The organism is Thermosynechococcus sp. HY596, from assembly GCF_030518715.1.
GTDB lineage: Bacteria > Cyanobacteriota > Cyanobacteriia > Thermosynechococcales > Thermosynechococcaceae > Thermosynechococcus.
This window is the reverse complement of the sequence record NZ_CP130346.1, coordinates 2,589,215-2,609,774: the sequence shown is the minus strand read 5'-3', so window position 1 is coordinate 2,609,774 and position 20,560 is coordinate 2,589,215. Positions and strand designations below refer to the sequence as shown.

Here is a 20,560-nt window from a genome sequence, read left to right as displayed (position 1 = left end):
CGTACTGCGGGGTCTGACGCTTAAGGAGCAGGGTGGGTTCCGATCACATCGGCGTCCAAATAAAAAGGGGGAAGAGCTTCCCCCCAGGCGATTAACGTTGTTTACTCAACGCCCTCAATCTTGTCCTCGACCTCTTGATAGAGTTGCCGCAGCAGTTCCAGATTGGCTTCACTGGTCTGCCAGTAGCCGCGTCCGTGAAGTTCGAGGAAGGTGCTCACCATTTTGCGGAAGGAGTGGGGGTTGGTATTCAGAAGCCGCTGCCGCATCTGCTCATCGAGAATAAACGTGGCATTCGCCTCCTCATAAACCCAGTTATCCACAGCTCCTGCGGTGGCCGACCAGCCCATTGTGTTGACTAGTCGCTTCGAGATCTCGCGCACCCCTTCGTAGCCGTGGGAGAGCATCCCTTCATACCACTTGGGATTCAGGAGCTTGGTTCGGCTGTCGAGGCGAACGGTTTCCGAGAGCGTCCGCACTTGGGCATTGGCTGTGGTGGTATCGGCAATATAGGCCTTGGGTTGTTTGCCATCGCCGCGCAGTGCCCCCACCAGCTTGGTCGGATCTGAGTCAAAGTAGTGGCTGACATCGGTGAGGCTAATTTCTGAGGAATCGAGGTTTTGGAATGTCACATCCACCGTTTTGAGGGCGGTTTCAAAGAGTTCCCGCGCCTGCTGCATCGTCCCCGGAGAATCCGCCGAAAAGGCAAAGGACTTACGGGAGAGATACATATCCTGCAGTTCCGACTCCTGCTCCCAAGAGCTATTTTCCACCGCTAGGTTGACATTCGCCGCGTAGGAACCGGAGGCATTGGTGAAGACCCGTGTGGCCGCTTGGCGCAGGTCAATCCCCAATTCTGAAGCCTGTTGCAGTGCGTGCTTGCGGATAAAGTTTAGCTCAAGGGGTTCATCGGCTTCGGCAGCCATCTTGATGGCACGGTCAATGAGCGCCATCTGGTTGATAAAGAGATCGCGGAAGACCCCAGAACAGTTGACGACAACATCAATGCGTGGCCGCCCCAGCTCTTCTAGGGGGATGAGTTCCACTTTGTTGACCCGTCCCAAGGAATCGGGTAAAGGACGGGCCCCCACTAGCCAGAGCACTTGAGCAAGGGACTCGCCATAGGTTTTGATATTATCTGTGCCCCAGAGCACCATGGCGATGGTTTCTGGCCATTGGTTGTTGTTTTCCGCTTTTTGCCGCGCTAGAAGGCGATCGACCACAACTTTGGCAGACTGCACAGCAGCGGCAGTGGGAATGGCTTGGGGATCCAAGGCGTGGATATTTTTGCCCGTCGGCAAGACCTCAGGATTGCGAATTGGATCGCCACCGGGGCCGGGGAGAATGTACTCGCCTTCAAGGGCTTGCAGCAGTGCCCCCAGTTCATTGTCGGCCACAATCTGCTGTAAACAGAATTCGAGGTATTCCATCAGGGGCTTGAGGGCAGCGGCATCCACTTGGGTATAGCCTGCACCATGGAGGGATTCAATCCACGGCTCTTTGCGCCCCATGTTAAAGAAGTTCAGCTTCGAGACCCGCGACACACGACCCTCGGCATCGGCTTGGGCTTGGACGAGGGCACTGACGGCAGCACGGGTCGCCTCGTTAATCTGGCGCAGCAGTTCAACATCCGCCAGTACCCCGCGATCGCTATTTTGATAAATTTCGTCAATGTCCCGCCCTAGACTCTCGGCAATGAGCCTGGGCAAGCTCTTAATGCCGTCCTCAGAGCGATCCAAGCTGGCAATATTGACCAAGGTAGCCACTGCTTCTTCCGTTGTCGGTGGTTTGCCAATTACGTGCAGGCCACAGGGCAGGAGGCGGCTTTCAATCTCCATTAGTTTGATATAGACCTTGCCCACGAGGGTATCGCGCTCTTCGGCACTGAGTTCTGCCGCGTCCTTATCGGGGAGAGCCACATCCTGATCGAGATTTACCATGCGGCACTTGTCCATGATCGTGTTGACAATCTGAACCCCCCGACCGCTATCTTTCAGGGTTTGGTAGGAACCAATGAGATCGCTGAGTTCCCGCAGCCCTTTGTAGAGACCGGCATTTTCCGCCGGTGGGGTGAGGTAGCTAATGGTGTTGGCGTAGCTGCGGCGCTTGGCAATGGTGGCTTCGGAGGGGTTATTGGCGGCGTAGTAGTAGAGGTTGGGAATACAGCCAATGAGATTATCGGGGTAGCAATCCCCAGACATGCCCATCTGTTTACCCGGCATAAACTCCAAGGAGCCGTGGGTGCCAAAATGGAGCACCGCATCCGCTTGCCAAATGTGGTTGAGGAAGGTGTAATAGGCAGCAAAGCCGTGGTGAGGACTGGCAGAGCGAGAAAAGAGCAGCCGCATTGGATCCCCTTCGTAGCCAAAGGTGGGCTGCACACCAATAAAGACGTTGCCGTAGGTTTTGCCGTAGATGAGCAGGTTTTGGCCGTCACTGTTCAGGTGCCCTGGCGGTTTGCCCCAGTTTTCTTCAAGGCGCTTGGCGTAGGGGGTGAGGCGCTCGTATTCCGGTACGCTCATGCGGTAGGCAATGTTGAGTTCGGGACTACCCACTTGGGCACGGGCATCGTGGAGAATTTCCTGCATCAGGGCTTCGGCGCTCTCGGGCATGTCCTGCACGTCATAGCCGTTGTTTTTCAGGGCTTCCATGACTTTGTAGATGGAGCCAAAGACATCCAAGTAGGCGGCGGTGCCAACATTGCCTTTGTCGGGCGGGAAGCTAAAGATGGTGATGGCGACTTTCTTTTGCACCTTGGGTTTGCGGCGCAGATTGGCCCACTTCAGTGCCCGCTGCACGATCATTTCCACGCGGTCTTGGAGGGCGATCGCCTTACCGGTCATGCCATCGCGACCGGAAAGAATAATTGGCTCAATGGCACCATCCAGTTCCGGTAGAGCAATTTGCAGCGCCACTTGAATTGGGTGCAGCCCCAGATCACTTTCCTGCCATTCCTCGGTGGTTTGAAACACCAAGGGCAGTGCCACCATGTAGGGACGGTTGAGTTTTTTCAGTGCCGCCACGGCTTTGGCATGATCCTGCTTGGCCGGACCTCCCACCAAGGCAAACCCTGTTAAGGAAACAACGACGTCAACAATGGGTTTCTGGGGGTTGACGGGATCGTAGAAGAATTTTTCTAGGGGCGTCGAAAAGTCCAGCCCACCAGAGAAGACGGGAATCACCCGCGCCCCTTGGGATTCAAACTCTTGCACAATGGCGACATAGTGGGCGTCATCACCTGTGACAAGGTGGGTACGCTGCAACAGCAGGCCAATGGTGGGCACAAGGGGATCCTTAAGATCAGTGCCAATATCGCGGCGACTGTTGAACCAGTTGAGGTACTCCTTGAGATCCTCAAACATTTGCGGTGCAAGGGGGTGCCAAATACCGGTGTCGGGGTAGGTAACCGGTTCTTGGTAGCTGAGGTTGCTGTTTGGCTGACCTTTGAAGACGTAGCGATCGGCCAGCATGAGGAGGAAGTTTTCTAGGTTCTCTGGCGATCCCCCCAGCCAGTACTGGAAGCTGAGCATGAAGTTGCGGGCATCCTGGGCTTTGTCAATGGGGAGGTACTTCAGGACTTGGGGCAGGGTTCGCAGGAGTTTGAGCATGGCGTCTTGGAAGCCGGCACCTGACTTCTCCTTGCGCTTTTTCATGAAGTTGGCAATGACGCTCTTGGATTGGCCAATCTGAGCCAAGGAAAAGCTGCCCATTTTGTTGAGGCGCATCACCTGCGGCAGCGAGGGGAAGACAACCGCTACATCGAGGCGATCGCGATAGGGCTGAACCGCCTCGACCACCTTATCCGCTAAGTCCTCAATGAAAATCAGGGAGGCGATAAACACATTCGCCCGCGCCACGTCCTCACAGAAGGCGGCATAGTTTTCGGGATTGCGCAGTTCCTCAAGGAGATAGCCACTGATTTCAATGGCCACCTGTGGATGGGTATCGTTAATGCTGCGAACCGCTGCCGACAGCGCGCTCTGGTATTGGGCTTCAAGTACCACATACACCACTCGCAACAGCGATCGCCCATTTAACGCCGCTGGCGCGATATGCCGAATCGTGGACTTGACGTGGGTGAACATGCGTTCAAACTCCTTGTAACGATCGAGACCAAACCCCAAGTGGGATATACGCCCCTTTGCTAAAACGATGGAGGACATTGAGGAGGTACTATCCCGCACTGGCTTTACAGTGCTGTGGGTCTTCCATCCTTGCAAGAAGGGCTGTACCTCTTGTGGTTGTAGCAGAAAATCAAGCTGTGGAGCGACTTTGCGCCCCTGTGGTAACAAATTGCAAAGTTTTGCTACCTAAGTATTAAAACTTATTACAGGACTTGACTGATGGGAAGTCAGTGGCACTAGACAACCGTTTTCCAATCGCCACGTGCGATCGCTAATCTCCTGTAGTTCCGTTGCTTCGTGGGTCACCACCAGCAAGCTCCAGTGTTCCTTGAGGCGGCGCAGCACCTGTACCAATTGGCGGCGCATTGACCAATCCAGACCCGCTGTGGGTTCATCGAGCAAGAGCAGGTAGGGTTGGCGCACCAGTTGCACAGCAAGCGCGAGGCGACGCTGCTGACCACCACTCAAGGATTCGGGGCGGGTGTGCAAAGGCAAGTGATCGAGACCCACATCGGCAAGGGCACGGTAAAAGTTTTCGTAGGGAATTTCTGGGTGGCCAAAGCGCAGCTCTTCGAGAATGGTACTGCCACAGAAGTAGCGATCTGGGAACTGAAAGACCAATCCGGCCAACTGTTGTAAATGATCGGGTGTGAGAACCTGATCCTGCCATCGAATGATTCCCCGACTGGGGGTGGCCAAGCCCGCTAAAATCTCTAGTAGGGTGGTTTTGCCGGATCCACTGGGTCCGATAATTAATCCCAGTTCAGCCATACCCAAGTCTAAATTAATGTCCCGCAAAATGGGCTGAGGGGTGGCGGCGGGGTGGTAGCTGAGATGGTGAACCGCAAACAAGATGCAGACTCCGGAGGTAACGACCGTGCAAACACGTCAACTGCGCCTGTGGCAACGCTTTGCTCTCTATCTTAGTGGAGCGATCGCCCCTTGGGTACTGAGTACCGCTGCCCTTGCTGGCGATCCTTTCCGTACTGGCTCGCAGGCGCGACCCATTTCCGATCAAACGGAAGCCGTCTTTGTTGCCCTCTTTCGCGATGGTAACTATGTCAAAGGTAAAGAGTTACTGCCGGCGGCCTTGGAGCGCGATCGCCAAGAACCCCTAACGCTGACGTTGGCTGCTGCCATTGCCTATCTTAATGAAGACTGGGCAGGGTACAAACGCTATGCCGAGGAGACCCTGCGCGCTGCCCAAGCCCTCACGAGCCGCGATCCCCTGCGGGGAAATCTCTATCAAGCCGTGGGGCATTTCCTGATGGCCGGCTATGAAATTTCCGATGCCGGATCGGGGCCTGTGGCTGGTGCCCCCGCCGCTCTGTTGCGGGTACAGCGGGTTCTCGATCATGTGGGGCGAGCCGAAGCCGTCAATCCTCGCGATCCGGAATTGAATCTTGTTCGTGGCTTTATGGAGTGGGGCATTGCCAGTAATGTGGGCTTTGTCAGCATGGATCGGGCCATTCAAACCCTGCAAACCTACGCCGCTCCCAATTACTTGAGTTATCGAGGCTTGGCCTTGGCCTATCGCGATCGCAAGCAATGGCCGCAGGCCTTAAACGCCGTTGATCAAGCCTTGGCACTTGCCCCCAACAATCCAGAACTCCTTTATCTGAAAGCCCAAATTTTAGCCGCCAGTGGCAACCGATCGCAGGCACAGCAATATTTCCAGCAAGCCCTAGCCAAACAAAGCCAATTGCCGCGAGGGATTCGCGAGGAAATTCAGCAGTTTAGCCGCCGCCTTTTGCCCCAAGGCTAGGTTGTTGGCTCAGACAGCAGCTTTACTATTGGCAGCTTGGCAATATCTGTGCTGAGCAGGGGCTGAACCTGTTCCAAAATAGCGAAAATTTCTTTGCGGCAGTTCCACTGAGGGATTTCGCCATAGCGAAGCGTGAGTTGCGTTAAAACTTCCAGCGCATAATCGGGAAAGTCCAGTGCATCAGCAATTGCCGCCAGTCTTAGCAAGTGGCTAGGGCTCTGTAGGTGCCGATTTTGCTGCTGTTGATTCTCATTGAGCAAATCCCGCAGGTAAATTGCATCGGCCCATAGCAGTTGACCCCCTCGCTGTTGGGAGCAAAATGGGGAAACGTAGCGCGGTAATCGGCACCAACCATCATTGGTGAGTAGGTCAAAGAGCACAAAACCTTGAGCGCGCAAATATGCATCAATATCCCCAAAGAGGGGCTGCCCCCTGTAAACCTCCGAAAACTCAACTTCAACCATGATTGCTAAAGTACTTGCTGCCAGAAGCTGCTCACCGCCTTGCAACACATCCAGATCTGCCCCTTGGACATCCACTTGCAGGACATCTATGCTCTCTAGTCCTTCAGCTTGGGCAAATGCGTCAAGGGTAGTTGTTTCCACCTGAACAGTTGCCGCCACATTCAGGCTAGGATTAAATCCTTGAAATCGCGATGTGTAGCTCAAATTTGGTGGATATAAAGAACTGCAATGAATGGCGTTGGTAATGTAAAGGGTTGATTCTCCCACCTCTTTGCCCAGCGTCAGCGGATAGTGACGCTCAAACCAAGTGATTCCTTGGGCTGCTAAGGCGGTATTGGCCTCATCACAGGCGTCGGCATCCGCATCAAAACCATAAATTCTGAGATTGGGGGCAAAGATATGCCATGGAGATTGGGCATAATCATCCTCATGATAGATTTTGCGAGAGCCAACGATGCACAGCGTTAAAGAAATTGGATCGAGCTTGCCTGCCGCTTTTAGCGTATTGTTAACGAGTCCCATAGCAAAGTAAAACTTCTACGACATCAACGACAATTCTGAATTGTGCCCTAGCGAAGACTGCCTTTTGCTCAATCATCGCCACCTTGGTAAGGCGAGCAATCCAAGAATTTTCACCCCCTTGGCTCCCCAAGATTTTAGTCCTCGTGATAGGTTAACGGTGAAAATGCGACAGGATGCAGGACTATGCACGCCAGAACCAAAGGGAAATCGCTTGTCCGCTGACTGGATGTGGGTAAGGCCTACCGTCAGCCCAACGGTCAGGTCACTAGCATTTTTGGTTGCGCCTACGTCTGGGTTTGAGGGTGTTCCATCTTTGGGAAAAGGGCTGTACCGCTCCTGTGCGACGATAAATATAAGCAGCCAAAAATCTGGAGAACTTCCCTCACCCGATGATTGATGAACTATTGGAACTCTCGCCCAACTGGGGACTGGATACCCTGTTGTTACTTGTGGTGTTGTTGGCACTGGAAGCGGTTCTCTCAGCGGACAATGCGATCGCCCTAGCGGCCTTGGTACGAGGCATCGAAGACTTAGATGAGCAGCGGCGGGCACTCAATCTAGGACTGGCCATTTCTTACGTTTTTCGCATTGGCCTGATTTTCACAGCGACTTGGGTCTTGCGGTTCTGGCAGTTTGAGTTGGCGGGGGCACTCTATCTGCTGTGGTTATCGGCAAAGTACTTTTTCTTTACGACCGAGCCAGAACATGAACACGAGCGGGTGATTCGTTCTTTTTGGCAGGCAGTCCCCCTACTGGCCTTAGCGGATTTGGCCTTTTCCCTCGATAGCGTGACAACGGCGATCGCCCTGTCGGATGAGCGTTGGCTGGTATTACTCGGCGGCACGATTGGCGTGATTATGCTGCGCTTTATGGCGGAGCTATTTATCCGCTGGCTGAAAGAATTTCCTCGGCTTGAGGATGCGGGCTATTTCACAGTGACGCTGGTGGGTCTGCGGCTGCTCATTCGCGTGATTAATCCCCAACTGGTACCCTCGGACTGGGTAATGATTAGCCTGATTGCCCTTTGCTTTACGTGGGGCTTTTCCAAGCGGGAGGTGGAGGAGTCAGACACCCCCCCAACCCTTCCCAAATCAACCCATGAGCCTACATCTCATACACCCAAGAGGTGAAGGCCGGCTCCCAAGGCACCAGTTCCTGCGTTTGGAACCAGAGATTGATTTCCCGCTCGGCATTTTCGGGACTGTCGGAGCCGTGAATTACATTCCGTCCCACATCTACAGCAAAATCGCCCCGTAGCGTTCCCGGTTCAGCATTGAGGGGATTAGTGGCACCAATCAGTTTGCGGGCATTGGCAATCACCCCCCGGCCTTCCCAGACCATGGCCACCACCGGTCCAGAGGTAATGAAATTCACTAGCCCCGCAAAGAAGGGCTTATCTTTGTGTTCGCCGTAGTGCTGCTCTGCCAATTCGCGGCTGACCCGCATCAGTTTGAGGCCGACCAGTGTGTAGCCTTTTTGTTCAAATCGTTGGATAATCGTCCCCACTAGCCCACGCTGCACGCCATCGGGCTTAATGGCTAGAAATGTCCGTTCCACGCAGTATGTCCTCTGCTCGATCTACAGGATTGATTTTACGGTTTTCGGGGGTCGGATGCCGCTACCACTGTACCAAGTTGATGCCTTTACCCAAGAACCCTTTCGGGGTAACCCGGCGGCCGTATGTGTCCTAGGGACGTTTTTTGAGGATGCAACCTTGGGGGCGATCGCCCGCGAAATGAATCTTTCGGAAACGGCTTTTGTCGTACCGCTGGCCAGTGGCTTTCACCTGCGCTGGTTTACCCCTGTGGCAGAAGTGGATCTCTGTGGTCATGCCACCCTCGCAACGGCCCATGTCCTCTGGCAGCATCAGGGGGTGGTGGGGGATCTAGAATTTCACACCCGCAGCGGTCTCCTGCGTGCCCAGCGCCTTGGGGATTGGATCGCCCTTGATTTTCCGCGGCAGCCCGTAATGCCCCTTGCGGATCAGCAGGTGCAAGCTTCAATCATTGCAGCGCTCGGGACACCACCCATATTTATGGGGCAAGCGGGGAGCGATCTGCTGGTGGAACTGGCCGATGCCGATGCGGTAGCACAGTTGAAACCTGATTTTGACCAGATTGCCCGCCTGTCCTGCCGGGGATTGATTGTGACCGCCCGTGGCGAGAAATATGACATCATCTCTCGCTTTTTTGCCCCCCAATTGGGCATCCCAGAGGATCCCGTCACTGGCTCTGCCCACTGTAGCCTCTATTCCTACTGGCAACCCCAGCTCGGTCAAGAGGAACTCATTGCCTATCAAGCCTCCGTCCGGGGCGGCGTGATTAAAATGCAACCCCAAGGGGGCGATCGCCTGCGGCTATTGGGTCAGGCGGTTACGATTTTCGCTGGGGAACTCCTGCTTTAGAATTCAATCCCCGGCTGGGCTTTAACGCCCTGTTCGCGAAAGGGATGCTTGACAAGGGTCATTTCCGTCACCAGATCTGCGGCGTCAATCAGGGCTGGGGGAGCACCGCGTCCGGTGAGAATCACATGGGTCATTTCTGGCTTGCGGGCAAGTCCCTCGAGCACCTGTGCCACGTTTAAGTAGTCCAGCTGGAGGGCGACATTAATTTCATCGAGCAGTACCAAGCGGTACTCGGGGTTGGTGATGTAGCTGAGGGCAAGTTCCCAAGCGGCTTGGGCGCAGGCGATATCCCGCTGGCGGTCTTGGGTTTCCCATGTAAAGCCCTCCCCCATCGCATGGAAGGCCAGTTGGTCTGACCAATGGCTAAGAACCGCTTTTTCCGCTGGCTCCCACGCCCCCTTGATAAATTGAATAATTGCCACTCGATAGCCATGCCCCAAGGAACGCAGCACCATGCCAAGTGCCGCCGTGGTTTTGCCCTTGCCGTTGCCCGTATGGACAATAATGAGACCTTTTTCACGGGTGCGCTCCGCGAGGCGTTGGGCCTGCACGGCTTTGCGCTGCTGCATTTTTTGGCGGTGCTGTTCGTCAGTGAGCATGGGCTAGCTGGCAAGGTACTCGTGAATATCGCCGCGGCGTTTGCGGAGTTTGCTGAGGGCTTCCCGCTCAATTTGCCGTACCCGCTCGCGACTGATGTTGAGCAGTTCGCCCACTTTGGCAAGGGTGAGGGGCTGGCCATTCTCTAGGCCAAAGCGTAGGGAGAGCACATGGCGTTGCTGCGGGGTCAGATCTGCCATCAGCCGTTCAAGGTCACTGCGCAACGAGGATTGAGCGGCAAACTCCTCCGGTGAAATGGAAGGATCCTCGAGCAATTCCCCCAACTCCGTATCCTGATTATCGCCGACACGGACATCAAGGGAGAGGGGCTGTCGCGCCCGTTCAAGATATTCCCGCACTTGGGCAGGGGTTAATTCCAGTTCTGCCGCCAGTTCATTAATCGTGGCAGCGCGACCAAGGCGTTGGGACAGTTGTCGCTGGGCTTTTTTGATTTTGTTCAGCTTTTCGGTAATGTGGATGGGCAGACGGATCGTGCGCCCCTTTTCAGCGATCGCCCGTGTAATGGCTTGGCGGATCCACCAGTAGGCATAGGTGGAGAAACGATACCCCTTGGTGGGGTCAAATTTTTCTACCCCCCGCTGCATCCCGATTGTGCCCTCTTGGATTAGATCAAGCAAATCCACATTGCGCTTGATGTACTTTTTGGCAACCGAAACCACCAGCCGCAGGTTGGCCTCCACCATTTTCCGTTTGGCGCGCTCACCATTTTCGATAATTGTCTCTAATTCTGCTTCACTCATGTTGGCGGCGGCGGCCCATTCAGCACGGGTGGGTTCACGGTTGAGTTCTGCTGCGAGCTTTTCGCGAATCTCGTTCATAGCGGCAAGCTGCTGCACCTGTTTGCCGTAGATCACTTCCTGTTCGTGGGTGAGCAATGGCACACGGCCAATCTCCCGTAGGTAAGTGCGCACTAAATCTTTTGAGGTATCCATAGTCCCTATCGCTCGTTCTCAAGGTTGACAGCAGTGATTCGTCCAAGGCCTAGGAATATCGTTTTCTCTATAGGATGGGCGATCGCCCCTGCTAAAGATCGCGGCCAAGCCAACGGTGCTTTAACAGCGTTTTCGGAGATACGTTACATATATTAAGAATCTTAACATTTCTAAATCTGTTCATCGGAATACTAACACCGACCTTTGGCGGTTCTTAATCTTTTTTTTATATTTGCCCCATTGAAAAGTCTCTATGAATTTTGAAAATACAGACGGAGTTAATAAATCTTTAGTTCACGCCTCAGCCCTACTGAAGAGTTATCCATTCTCGCGGCTAGGGGTATGCAGTCGCGTCTTAGGAATGAGATGTATTTTCCTGGAGTAGGGATTTAATTTGTGCTAACAACTGCCCCAGTTTCCCCTCCTCAAAAAGGGCATTGATCAGGGCTAGCCCGCTAGTGGCTAGGAGCAGTTTATTGAGATCAGCAGGGGTGCCCCCGTTGGCAAAGGTATAAATTTTGGCATCGCCAATCACCCCCGGTTGCGGGGCAAGGGCTTGGAGAACTTGTGGCAGTTGCGGTGCCAGTTCTGGCCAGAGGGCTGTAATCACTTGAGCTGTCAAGTTAGCGTTGCTAATCACATTTTTGGCCGCGAGCATGGCCTCCATCCCTTCAGCTTCAGCAAGGGCTTTATCACGGTTGGCCGCCGCAAGGGTGCGAATCGCTGCCGCCTCCAGTTCCGCTGCCTGTTGGGCAATTTCCGCTTGCCGCCGCCGCCGAAAGGCATCAATTTCCACAACGTTTTGCTCTAGCACCCGTTTTTCAGCCGCTTCCCGCTCTGCGGCAATAATCGCTAGGTTTTTCTGGCGATTGGCTTTTTCCACTTCGATGGCGGTGGTGACCGCAGATTCTGCCCGTGCCCGCTCGGCTTCGGCAATCAGACTTTCTTTTTTCTTGGTGGCAACGGCAATCGCCACATCCTCTTGGGCAAGACGCGCTTGACGCTCGGACTCCGCAATGGCCACCTGCGCTTGCAAACGGTTGGCCTCCACCTGCTGCTGGCGACTGATCTCGGCGATTTCTGCCTCCTGCTGTTGCTGGGCTTGCGTTACCTTGAGGAGTTTATTTTTTTCCTCCAGTTCAATGCTGGCCTCAATTTCCTTCTGTTGGATGGCGAGTCTTTTGCGGATTTCTTCTTCCTCAACCGCTTGGGCTTGGAGCAACTTTGCCCGCTGAATCGCGGCTGCCTCTGCTGCTTTGGCCTCCTCAATTTCCCGCTCCCGCTGCGCCTTTAGGGCTTCCACCTTCAGGCGTTGGCTCAACAGTGCCGCTTCTTTTTCCTCTTCAATTTGCAGGGAGCGTTTTTGGGCATCCAGTTCCTTTTGTTCGATCGCTACCCGGGTTGAGAGTTCGACTTCCCGCTTTTGCTGAATCGAGCGTTGAATCGTTTCTGTGCGCAGCCGCACCCCCTGAGCATCAAAAAAGTTGTTTTCGTCGTAGGTGTCGCTCTCTTGGACTTCTGAGATGGCAATGTTGTTGAGGGTGAGTCCAACTTTTTGCAGATCCTGCTGCATCAGGTTGAGTACCTCTTGGGCAAACCCCAGTTTGTCGGAGTCAATTTCAGCCAAGGACTTGTGTTTTGCGGCTGCGCGAATGGCATCGTCCGCCCGTTTTTCAAGGGCATTCTTGATGTCTTCGGGGGTAATGCGGTTATTTTGCGAAAGGCGAGCGGCGGCAGTGAGGACATCCTCTTCGGTGGCATTGATGCAGACATAAAAGGTGACCCGCATATCAGCCCGCAGATAATCTTGGGTGCGCACCGCCAATTTGCCCGTTCGCTCTACGTCAATGGAGATTTCCCGCAGCGGTACCCGTGTCAACTCATGGAACCCCGGCAGGGCAATGCAGCCACCATTGAGAATGACTGTTTTTTTCTTAACAAAAATCCCCCCCGTGCGCACAAAGGCTTCGTTGTTGGGGGTAATGACATAGACGCGCGTGTAAGCCCAAATGCTCAGGAGCAGCAAAATCACAATGCCGGCAATCACACCGGGAAAAAAGAGCAGCCCACCCAGATTACCCATGACAATGGGGGGAGACTCGGCCAGTACCGTGGCTTTGGTTTGGGTGCGGGGGGGTGCTGGCAATTCTGGTGTCGGTAATGCCTGCAAAAATGTCAGCCAGTAAAGCATAGAACTGCCCCCTCAGCGTTAATTTCAGTGTGGCATTTTGGGGGCGATCGCCCGCTATTTTTAAGGGTTCTTTAATTCGCTGGAGCCACTTCAGTGGTTGAGGCCACGGCGGCATCTTTGCGCTTTTTCTTCTCTGTGACTGTCACAGGTCGCATTTCAATATGGTTGAGCAGTGTCGTGACAAAGGCAAAGAGCAAAAAGGGCAAGGTTAAGACCAAAATTAGCCCCCCGACCAGAAACGCCTGCACGGGATTGTTGTAGAGGGTAAGGGATGCGGCCAAACCAATAAAGATCACAATCAGCCAAACAATGACTTGGCCATAAATATCCCCGAAGGTGAGGGTGCAGACGAAACGGTATTTTTGTAAGCCGTTTTGTAGTTCATTGGCCATAGGGGCTATCCTCGCGGCGTATGCTGAACAGTTCCAGTTAAAAAATAAGCTTTTGGCTCAGGGGGAGTAAAACGGAGGTTGCGTGACAGGGTTGGCAAGTACAGAGAAACGAAGGTACCTGAATTTTAGAAAACCTGCCCCCAAGATTAAAGCCCTTGCAACAAATGTACAAACTTTGGTTAGAAAAAGCGGGCACGGGCATTGGACAGCCCTTTTCTAACATTGGGATCCACCAAACCCGCCTCTGTGATCGTGGCTTTCAGAAGCTGGCGTGTCTTCTCTCGGTGTGAAAAGGGCTGTAATATGACAGATTGTATCAAAACTGCACCGATCGCCCCCGAAGCACTCTATGGGTACGTTTTACCGTTTGACCACCACGGCGGGTTTACAGGCTGCCCTTGGCACATTATCTCCCGCAACCACCCTTGGTTTTGTACCGACAATGGGGGCACTGCATGGGGGGCATGCCGCCTTGATCCAGCGGGCACGGCAAGAGTGTGATGTGGTCGTTGTCAGTATTTTTGTCAACCCGCTTCAGTTTGGCCCCCAAGAGGATTTGGAGCGCTATCCCCGTGCCCTTGAGGCGGATACGGCGCTTTGTCAGCAGTTAGGGGTGGATCTGCTCTTTGTGCCCAGTGTGGCTGAACTGTATCCAGCGGGGATGGAGAGTCTCACGGTAGTTGAGCCACCAAGGGAGTTAACGGAACGCCTCTGTGGGCGATCGCGCCCCGGCCATTTTCGCGGGGTAGCAACAATTGTGCTGAAGCTCTTGCATTTGGTGCAGCCCGATCGCGCCTATTTTGGCCAAAAGGATGCCCAGCAGTTAGCAATTATTCGCCGCTGTGTGGCGGATTTGAATCTGGACGTGGAGATCATTGGCTGCCCCATTGTCCGTGATGCCGATGGCCTTGCCCTCAGTTCCCGTAATCAATACCTCAGTGCGGGCGATCGCGCCACCGCCTTAGCCCTAAGTCAGAGCCTAGAGGCAGCGACTGCTGCTTTTCGTCAAGGTTGCTTTGCTGCCAGCGATCTCTTGGAGCAGGTGCACCACCATCTGCGCCAGTTTCCCCAGTTGCGCCTCGACTATGCCGAATTGGTGCATCCCCAGACCCTTGTGCCCTTGGAACGCATTGAGACCGTGGGGCTATTGGCGATCGCGGGTTGGGTGGGGCAAACGCGCCTCATTGACAATTGCCTATTGGATCGCCGCCTGCCGATTCTGGCCGTGGATGGCCCTGCCGGCGCGGGGAAGTCAACCGTGACGCGACTGGCAGCCCAAGCCCTAGGGTTGCAGTACCTTGACACCGGTGCCATGTATCGAGCGGTAACTTGGTGGTGCTTGGCAAATAACATTGATCTCAGGGATGAGCCAGCGGTCGTAGAGGCGATCGCCCATTGTCAGTTGCGTCTTGAGAGCAGCGATCCCCCTCAACCCACACGGGTGTGGATCAACGATTGCGAGGTCAGCCAAGCGATTCGTTCCCTAGAGGTGACGCAGCGAGTGTCCCAAATTGCCGCCCTGCGGGGTGTGCGACGGCTCATGGTACAACAACAGCGGGCGATCGGAGCCAATGGGGGCATTGCTGCTGAAGGTCGTGACATTGGTACCCACGTCTTTCCCGAGGCGGGCTTGAAAATTTTCCTAACGGCCTCGCCTGAAGAGCGTGCCCAGCGCCGCTGGCAGGAATTACAACAGCAGGGGCAATGCGACCTCTCCTATGAGGAATTGCTCGCTCAGATTACCGCTCGCGACACAGCGGATCAGCAACGCACCTACGCCCCCTTTCGCAAAGCTGCCGATGCCATAGAAGTCTGTACGGACAACTTGGGGATCGATGAGGTAGTGAGTAAAATTGTCCATCTCTACCGCAGTCGCTTTCCTCAACCTTGATGAGCAAGGGAGATTTCCCGTACAGTAGCAGAGGAGAGTTCACGCCGAGCACATTTCTATGGATCGCAATCCCCTCGATCTTGTACAACAACTCTACTACACGGGTATTGGAGCGGCTGCTGCTGCCATTGAATCCCTACAGGATGAGGCCAAACGCCAAGAATACCTGACGCAACTGCGGGTGGATGCCCGCCAATTGGCCACCGTCTGTGCTGAGAAAGGCCGCCTCACCGAAGCGCAAGCACGGGAACTGATTCAAACCTTCATCGCCCAACAGCAGCAACCCTCTTCGACCCCTGAGCCTGCTCCTCGCGAGAGTGCTGACTTAGCCGCAGATATTCAAACGCTTCTCGAAACGCTGCGCGCCATTCGCCAAGACCTACAGCAGGATTCTCAGGCACCCACGCCCTAGGATTTGCGCATTACGGGAAGTAGGTGCCCTTAATGATTGCTCTTTAGTCGTTGTCCCAGCACTCACGGCCAATGAGGTCGCCAATGCGATCGCGCAGCATAAAATCACAGCGCTCTAGCTCTGCCTCAATGAGGGGCCACTCCCGAACGGGCACAAACTGGCAGAGGGTGTAAATGGGCTGCTGCCGACTCACCACACCTTTGGCCACCAGTCGTCGTGCTTCATCTTTGACGAGTTCGATGGAGTATTGAAGGGATTGAACCATAACATCCTCGTTTGGCTGAAGAGACCCTAGGATTCAGAATTGGCAAAGTGTAATATCCAATACTGAACTATTTTAACTTTTGCCCTAGGGAGCTACCTGTCATAATAACAAATGTTTCCTAAGTCAGGGGGTTCTGACCAAAAAATCCTACCACTGGTGGAAGCGAGTGGCGCCTCACCTGTTCTTGAAGTTACATTGACTGTCACTGCCCCAGAGCATCGTTTATCCTAGAGAAAGGCAATGCTAAACAAAATCTAAAGACTGCCCCATGGCTTTCCATCTTCCCCAATTGAGCTGCCAACTGCGCCTAGAGGTGGCCGCCCTCCAACCCGAACTTGTGCAGTGGCGACGCTATTTGCACCAGCGACCAGAATTGGGCTTTCAAGAACACCTGACGGCGGCCTTTGTCAGTGAGAAACTGCGGCAATGGGGCATTCAGCATCGCACGGGTATTGCGGAAACGGGAATTGTGGCCGTGATTCCGGGATCGCGACCGGGGCCAGTGCTGGCGATTCGCGCCGATATGGATGCGCTGCCAGTGCAGGAGGAAAACGATAAGCCCTACCGCTCTCTCCATGAGGGGAAAATGCACGCCTGCGGGCACGATGGTCACACAGCGATCGCCCTTGGGACTGCGAAATACCTTGCTGAGCACCGCGATTTTGCTGGTACGGTCAAAATCATCTTTCAACCAGCGGAAGAAGGTCCCGGTGGGGCTAAACCCATGATTGAAGCGGGAGTTCTCGATGCCCCCAAAGTGGATGGCATTATTGGCCTGCACCTCTGGAATTTTCTGCCCGTTGGTACGGTGGGGGTGCGTAGTGGGCCGTTGATGGCGGCAGCGGAATTCTTTGAGTGTGAAGTACACGGCAAGGGGGGACACGCCGCTTTACCCCAATTTACGGTGGATACGGTTCTCGTTGTTGCCCAGATCATTACGGCCTTGCACACTATCGTCTCGCGCAACGTGGATCCCCTAGAGACGGCAGTGATTTCCGTGGGGGCAGTACATGCGGGCACCGCCAAGAACGTGATTGCCGATACCGCGACCTTTCGGGGAACAGTGCGATACTTTAAGCCAGAGTTGGGGGACTGGCTACCCCAGCGCATTGAACAGGTGATTGCGGGTATCTGTCAGAGTCATGGCGCCACCTATGACTTTCGCTATGAGCGGATGTATCCCCCCACAGTAAACGATCCCAAAATGGCGAAATTAGTGCGCTCTGTTGCTGAATCGGTGGTTGAGGTGCCGGCTGGGGTCACGTCCCACTGTCAAACGATGGCGGCTGAGGATATGTCATTTTTCCTGCAAGCGGTTCCGGGCTGCTACTTCTTTTTGGGGTCGGCCAATGGCACACTGGGGTTAGATTTCCCCCACCACCATCCCCGCTTTGACTTTGACGAAACTGTTTTAAGTATTGGGGTTGAGCTGTTTGTCCGCTGTGTGGAGAAATACTGTGGTCTAGTGGAGACCTAAATTTCCTATGTCCCTCACAGTGCTTATTGCCGATGATGATCCGGGCATCCGCCTGTCAGTAAGCCGTTTTTTAGAGTCTGAAGGGTATTGCTGCCTCACGGCAGGAGATGGTGCCCAGGCTCTCGAAATGATCCACCGCTATCAGCCCCATCTGCTGATTACGGACATTGCCATGCCCAACATGAATGGCTATGAGTTGGTGCGGCAGGTGCGCCAGCATCCCTCATTGCGCTTACTACCGGTAATTTACCTCACCGCACGCACAGAACTGGAGGAGCGGATTCGTGCCTATCGCACCGGGGGCGATGTCTATCTCTCCAAGCCTTTTGACCTCAATGAGTTGGCAGCGGTGGTGCGTAACCTGTTGGATCGGGCGCAACTGGTACAAATCGAATGGCAGCAACGACAGCAACCCTTTGCAGCGCCGAAAACACGAACCCTCAGCGTTGATCTCACCCAACGGGAAAAGGAAGTGCTAGGGTTACTCGTGGCGGGACTCTCCAATGCCCAGATTGGCGATCGCCTGCACTTGAGCGCCCGAACGATTGAAAAGCACGTCAGTAGCCTCTTTCAAAAAACAGCGGTTCACAATCGGGCTGAGCTGGTGCGACTGGCCATTGAACAGGGCTTGGTGGAGCGACAAACCAGTTCCCAAGCTTGAGCCATAGCTGTTACCGTCAAGGAAGAGTGTTGAGGAACTGAAACCCGATGCAACGGATTCCCCCTGCCCCCGGCCAAGAATCGGTTTGGGACTATCCCCGTCCGCCCCGTGTTGAACCCACCTCAAAACACCTGCGGGTGGTCTTTAATGGTGTGGTGATTGCCGACACCCAGCGGGGACAGCGGGTATTAGAAACCAGTCATCCCCCAGTGTATTACTTTCCGCCAGAGGATGTACAGGTGCAGTATCTGGTGCCCTCAGCACGGCAAACCTTTTGCGAGTGGAAAGGACAGGGCGCCTACTACCACGTCAAGGTGGGCGATCGCCAAGCGGATAATGCAGCTTGGTACTATCCCAAACCTACCCCTGCTTTTGCGCCAATCTGCAACTACATTGCCTTCTATGCTGCTTTGATGGATGAATGCACCGTGGATGGTGTAGTGGTGATTCCGCAACCGGGGGGCTTCTATGGCGGCTGGATTACTCCGGACATTGTCGGCCCGTTTAAGGGGACACCGGGGACTTGGGGCTGGTAAGGGCTGCTAAGTGTTTCTCAAATCACTCCATCTGCGCCACTTCCGCAACTACAGCGAGCAATCGGTGACGTTTGCTGCGCCAAAAACCATCGTCGTTGGGGACAATGCCCAAGGCAAGTCCAATTTGCTAGAGGCTGTGGAGTGGCTGGCCACACTGCAATCCCATCGCACCCATCGCGATCGCGACCTTATTCAGCAGGGACAAGAGAGTGCCCAAATTGAAGCCACCCTAGAGCGCCAAGGCATCCCCCTTGATCTGGCGGTGAGTTTGCGACCGCTCGCAGGCCGTGTCCTACAGGTGAATGGCTGTACCGTTAAGCGCACGGCGGAATTTCTGGGGCAACTCAATGCAGTGGAATTTTCCTGCTTGGATTTGGAACTAGTGCGGGGCACACCGGCCATTCGCCGCAACTGGTTGGATCGGATTTTGGTGCAATTGGAACCCCTCTATAGCCAACTGCTGCAAACCTACCAAAAAGCCCTGCGCCAACGGAATGCTCTCCTCAAACAGGCCGGCAGCCAAGGATGGGATGAAGCCCTCTGGCAGGCATGGAATCAGCAATTGGTGATCAATGGCACCCGCATTATCCGCCGCCGACAGCGCCTCATTGAACGCTTGGCACCCTTGGCTCAGGAGTGGCATCGCGTGTTGAGTGGCGATCGCGAGACACTCACCTTGACTTATGAGAGCCATGTGCCCCTTGGGGATGGCACTTCTGAAGTGATTGTGGCTGCCTTTAATGAGGCCTTGGCCGCTCGCCGCACTATTGAACTGCTGCAAAAAACCAGTCTGGTGGGACCGCACCGTGATGATGTGGGCTTTTGCCTCAATGAGCAAAGTGCCCGTCAATTTGCTTCCCAGGGGCAGCAGCGCACGCTGGTATTGGCGCTGAAACTGGCGGAACTGGCTCTTGTGGAAAGTGTGGTGGGCGACACTCCCCTTTTGTTGTTGGATGATGTCCTCGCCGAATTGGATTTGCAGCGGCAGGGAATTTTATTAGAGGTGATGGGCGATCGCTACCAAACGCTGATTACCACCACCCACCTTGCCCCCTTTGCCACCCCCTGGCGCAAGCATGCCCAAATTCTCAAGGTGACGGCGGGGACGATCGCAAGCGTGCCTGACACTGCTGCTGAAACCAGCAACTAATCTGGGGAACGGTTAGCTCGGCAATGGGCACCCCCTCACTTTCAGCAATTTGCCGCAGTTGCTTGAGGGCACTGATCAGAATTTGGCCGTACCACGTCATGAATCCCCCTTGGCGCTGCTCCTCCGCTTGCAACTGGGGATCGGCAGCAACGAGTTCATAGACTTGGGCTTCCGTCAGGTCTTCGAGGGGGTTTCCCTCAGTCTTAGCTCGCAAATAGCGCTGGGCATACACCGCTACTCGAATGGCAAAGCGATCTGCGGCCGGTAAGAGCAGTTGATCAATCTCTTGACACTCACTGACGGTGAGCAGATCTTCAGGATTCATGAACGGCTTAGGCCAGTCCAGCGGGTGTCGGTGCCGCTGTGGATTCTTGGATATTAATCACGTTGGGCGTAAAGAGAAAGACACCATCCCCAAGGCGCGATTGATGGCCATTGATGGCATAGGTACTACCAGCGGCAAAATCAGAAATGCGCTGTGCCTCGGTGACATCGAGGTGCTCTAGGTTGAGAATCACTGCCTTGTCAGCCCGCAGCGCTTGAACGATCAGGGTCGTATCACTGAGGGACTGCGGTTTGATCACCACTACTTCATAGCCACTACTCAAGGAATGACCAAAGGCAGTCAGTTCACTCATGACAACTCCCCCCTGGGAACATAGCAACAGTACCTACGATTCAATAATGACATTAGACTTCATCCTGTTATACCGACTACATCAAAATTTATGCAAATTCCAGCCTTACAGTCTTGGCACT

20 protein-coding genes are annotated in these 20,560 nt (G+C 54.4%); 9 read left to right on the top strand and 11 right to left on the bottom strand.

Annotated elements, in window-relative coordinates; genetic code table 11:
• Positions 1-101: 101 nt before the first annotated feature.
• Positions 102-4,082, bottom strand: a complete 3,981-nt coding sequence (locus QYC28_RS12820) for a magnesium chelatase subunit H (RefSeq protein WP_302679600.1) — start codon at positions 4,080-4,082, stop codon at positions 102-104.
• A gap of 225 nt (positions 4,083-4,307) precedes the next feature.
• On the bottom strand, positions 4,308-4,973 hold the full coding sequence (locus QYC28_RS12815; protein ID WP_149821437.1) for an ABC transporter ATP-binding protein: 666 nt from the start codon (positions 4,971-4,973) through the stop codon (positions 4,308-4,310).
• 25 nt (positions 4,974-4,998) lie between these two features.
• Here QYC28_RS12815 and QYC28_RS12810 point away from each other — a divergent pair, with 25 nt between their 5' ends.
• Positions 4,999-5,886: a Sll0314/Alr1548 family TPR repeat-containing protein gene (locus QYC28_RS12810; protein WP_302679599.1), complete on the top strand. Its 888-nt coding sequence runs from the start codon at positions 4,999-5,001 to the stop codon at positions 5,884-5,886.
• Here the strand turns inward: QYC28_RS12810 and QYC28_RS12805 are convergent.
• Complete coding sequence (locus tag QYC28_RS12805; protein ID WP_286649716.1) at positions 5,883-6,872, bottom strand: FkbM family methyltransferase; 990 nt, start codon at positions 6,870-6,872, stop codon at positions 5,883-5,885. The genes QYC28_RS12810 and QYC28_RS12805 overlap by 4 nt on opposite strands.
• Positions 6,873-7,261: 389 nt before the next feature.
• Here QYC28_RS12805 and QYC28_RS12800 point away from each other — a divergent pair, with 389 nt between their 5' ends.
• Complete coding sequence (locus tag QYC28_RS12800; RefSeq protein WP_302679598.1) at positions 7,262-8,002, top strand: TerC family protein; 741 nt, start codon at positions 7,262-7,264, stop codon at positions 8,000-8,002.
• On the opposite strand, the gene ndk is transcribed toward QYC28_RS12800, so the two are convergent.
• Positions 7,977-8,429 (bottom strand): nucleoside-diphosphate kinase, encoded by a 453-nt coding sequence (ndk, locus tag QYC28_RS12795; protein ID WP_149821431.1) that lies wholly within the window; start codon positions 8,427-8,429, stop codon positions 7,977-7,979. The two genes, QYC28_RS12800 and ndk, sit on opposite strands and share 26 nt — an antisense overlap.
• Before the next feature lie 55 nt (positions 8,430-8,484).
• Between ndk and QYC28_RS12790 the strand changes: the two genes are divergently transcribed.
• Complete coding sequence (locus QYC28_RS12790) at positions 8,485-9,276, top strand: PhzF family phenazine biosynthesis protein (protein ID WP_302679597.1); 792 nt, start codon at positions 8,485-8,487, stop codon at positions 9,274-9,276.
• Here QYC28_RS12790 and cobO read toward each other — a convergent pair.
• The 4 genes from cobO to QYC28_RS12770 all read right to left on the bottom strand — a co-directional run bounded on the left by cobO (position 9,273) and on the right by QYC28_RS12770 (position 13,409).
• Positions 9,273-9,875, bottom strand: coding sequence for a cob(I)yrinic acid a,c-diamide adenosyltransferase (gene cobO / locus QYC28_RS12785; RefSeq protein WP_149821427.1), 603 nt, complete (start codon positions 9,873-9,875; stop codon positions 9,273-9,275). The genes QYC28_RS12790 and cobO overlap by 4 nt on opposite strands.
• Positions 9,876-9,878: 3 nt before the next feature.
• Positions 9,879-10,826, bottom strand: coding sequence for an RNA polymerase sigma factor, RpoD/SigA family (locus QYC28_RS12780; RefSeq protein ID WP_149821425.1), 948 nt, complete (start codon positions 10,824-10,826; stop codon positions 9,879-9,881).
• A 355-nt stretch (positions 10,827-11,181) separates the two neighbouring features.
• Positions 11,182-13,017 (bottom strand): flotillin family protein, encoded by a 1,836-nt coding sequence (locus QYC28_RS12775; protein ID WP_149821423.1) that lies wholly within the window; start codon positions 13,015-13,017, stop codon positions 11,182-11,184.
• Positions 13,018-13,088: 71 nt separating this feature from the next.
• Positions 13,089-13,409: a hypothetical protein gene (locus QYC28_RS12770; protein WP_149821421.1), complete on the bottom strand. Its 321-nt coding sequence runs from the start codon at positions 13,407-13,409 to the stop codon at positions 13,089-13,091.
• 349 nt (positions 13,410-13,758) lie between these two features.
• Between QYC28_RS12770 and QYC28_RS12765 the strand changes: the two genes are divergently transcribed.
• Both QYC28_RS12765 and QYC28_RS12760 read left to right on the top strand, forming a co-directional pair.
• Positions 13,759-15,300, top strand: a complete 1,542-nt coding sequence (locus QYC28_RS12765; protein ID WP_302679596.1) for a bifunctional pantoate--beta-alanine ligase/(d)CMP kinase — start codon at positions 13,759-13,761, stop codon at positions 15,298-15,300.
• 58 nt (positions 15,301-15,358) lie between these two features.
• Positions 15,359-15,712 carry a hypothetical protein gene (locus tag QYC28_RS12760; RefSeq protein ID WP_149821417.1) on the top strand — a complete coding sequence of 118 codons (354 nt, stop codon included), beginning with the start codon at positions 15,359-15,361 and terminating at the stop codon, positions 15,710-15,712.
• Positions 15,713-15,755: 43 nt separating this feature from the next.
• Here the strand turns inward: QYC28_RS12760 and QYC28_RS12755 are convergent, their stop codons facing one another.
• Entirely contained in the window at positions 15,756-15,977 is a 222-nt protein-coding gene (locus QYC28_RS12755; RefSeq protein WP_024123956.1) for a DUF4327 family protein, read from the bottom strand.
• A gap of 268 nt (positions 15,978-16,245) precedes the next feature.
• Here QYC28_RS12755 and QYC28_RS12750 point away from each other — a divergent pair, with 268 nt between their 5' ends.
• Genes QYC28_RS12750 through recF form a run of 4 tightly spaced genes read left to right on the top strand, consistent with a single transcriptional unit; the run spans position 16,246 to position 19,801 of the window.
• Positions 16,246-17,454, top strand: a complete 1,209-nt coding sequence (locus QYC28_RS12750; protein WP_302679595.1) for a M20 family metallopeptidase — start codon at positions 16,246-16,248, stop codon at positions 17,452-17,454.
• 7 nt (positions 17,455-17,461) lie between these two features.
• A complete protein-coding gene (locus tag QYC28_RS12745; protein ID WP_149821413.1) occupies positions 17,462-18,115 on the top strand; it encodes a response regulator transcription factor in 654 nt (217 codons plus the stop codon).
• A gap of 47 nt (positions 18,116-18,162) precedes the next feature.
• Positions 18,163-18,651, top strand: a complete 489-nt coding sequence (locus QYC28_RS12740) for a DUF427 domain-containing protein (protein WP_302679594.1) — start codon at positions 18,163-18,165, stop codon at positions 18,649-18,651.
• Between the two features lie 10 nt (positions 18,652-18,661).
• Entirely contained in the window at positions 18,662-19,801 is a 1,140-nt protein-coding gene (recF, locus tag QYC28_RS12735) for a DNA replication/repair protein RecF (protein WP_302679593.1), read from the top strand.
• Here the strand turns inward: recF and QYC28_RS12730 are convergent.
• On the bottom strand, positions 19,740-20,126 hold the full coding sequence (locus QYC28_RS12730) for a hypothetical protein (RefSeq protein WP_302679592.1): 387 nt from the start codon (positions 20,124-20,126) through the stop codon (positions 19,740-19,742). The two genes, recF and QYC28_RS12730, sit on opposite strands and share 62 nt — an antisense overlap.
• A 7-nt stretch (positions 20,127-20,133) precedes the next feature.
• Positions 20,134-20,439, bottom strand: a complete 306-nt coding sequence (locus QYC28_RS12725) for a cell division protein SepF (protein WP_149821405.1) — start codon at positions 20,437-20,439, stop codon at positions 20,134-20,136.
• Positions 20,440-20,560 lie beyond the last annotated feature (121 nt).

What these genes read in the sequence shown, in the direction of transcription:
- QYC28_RS12820 (WP_302679600.1), bottom strand. Translation starts at nt 4,082, where the DNA reads ATGTTCACCCACGTCAAGTCCACGATTCGGCATATCGCGCCAGCGGCG.
- QYC28_RS12805 (WP_286649716.1), bottom strand. Translation starts at nt 6,872, where the DNA reads ATGGGACTCGTTAACAATACGCTAAAAGCGGCAGGCAAGCTCGATCCA.
- QYC28_RS12800 (WP_302679598.1), top strand. Translation starts at nt 7,262, where the DNA reads ATGATTGATGAACTATTGGAACTCTCGCCCAACTGGGGACTGGATACC.
- QYC28_RS12790 (WP_302679597.1), top strand. Translation starts at nt 8,485, where the DNA reads ATGCCGCTACCACTGTACCAAGTTGATGCCTTTACCCAAGAACCCTTT.
- cobO (WP_149821427.1), bottom strand. Translation starts at nt 9,875, where the DNA reads ATGCTCACTGACGAACAGCACCGCCAAAAAATGCAGCAGCGCAAAGCC.
- QYC28_RS12780 (WP_149821425.1), bottom strand. Translation starts at nt 10,826, where the DNA reads ATGGATACCTCAAAAGATTTAGTGCGCACTTACCTACGGGAGATTGGC.
- QYC28_RS12775 (WP_149821423.1), bottom strand. Translation starts at nt 13,017, where the DNA reads ATGCTTTACTGGCTGACATTTTTGCAGGCATTACCGACACCAGAATTG.
- QYC28_RS12770 (WP_149821421.1), bottom strand. Translation starts at nt 13,409, where the DNA reads ATGGCCAATGAACTACAAAACGGCTTACAAAAATACCGTTTCGTCTGC.
- QYC28_RS12765 (WP_302679596.1), top strand. Translation starts at nt 13,759, where the DNA reads ATGGGTACGTTTTACCGTTTGACCACCACGGCGGGTTTACAGGCTGCC.
- QYC28_RS12760 (WP_149821417.1), top strand. Translation starts at nt 15,359, where the DNA reads ATGGATCGCAATCCCCTCGATCTTGTACAACAACTCTACTACACGGGT.
- QYC28_RS12755 (WP_024123956.1), bottom strand. Translation starts at nt 15,977, where the DNA reads ATGGTTCAATCCCTTCAATACTCCATCGAACTCGTCAAAGATGAAGCA.
- QYC28_RS12750 (WP_302679595.1), top strand. Translation starts at nt 16,246, where the DNA reads ATGGCTTTCCATCTTCCCCAATTGAGCTGCCAACTGCGCCTAGAGGTG.
- QYC28_RS12745 (WP_149821413.1), top strand. Translation starts at nt 17,462, where the DNA reads ATGTCCCTCACAGTGCTTATTGCCGATGATGATCCGGGCATCCGCCTG.
- QYC28_RS12740 (WP_302679594.1), top strand. Translation starts at nt 18,163, where the DNA reads ATGCAACGGATTCCCCCTGCCCCCGGCCAAGAATCGGTTTGGGACTAT.
- QYC28_RS12730 (WP_302679592.1), bottom strand. Translation starts at nt 20,126, where the DNA reads ATGAATCCTGAAGATCTGCTCACCGTCAGTGAGTGTCAAGAGATTGAT.
- QYC28_RS12725 (WP_149821405.1), bottom strand. Translation starts at nt 20,439, where the DNA reads ATGAGTGAACTGACTGCCTTTGGTCATTCCTTGAGTAGTGGCTATGAA.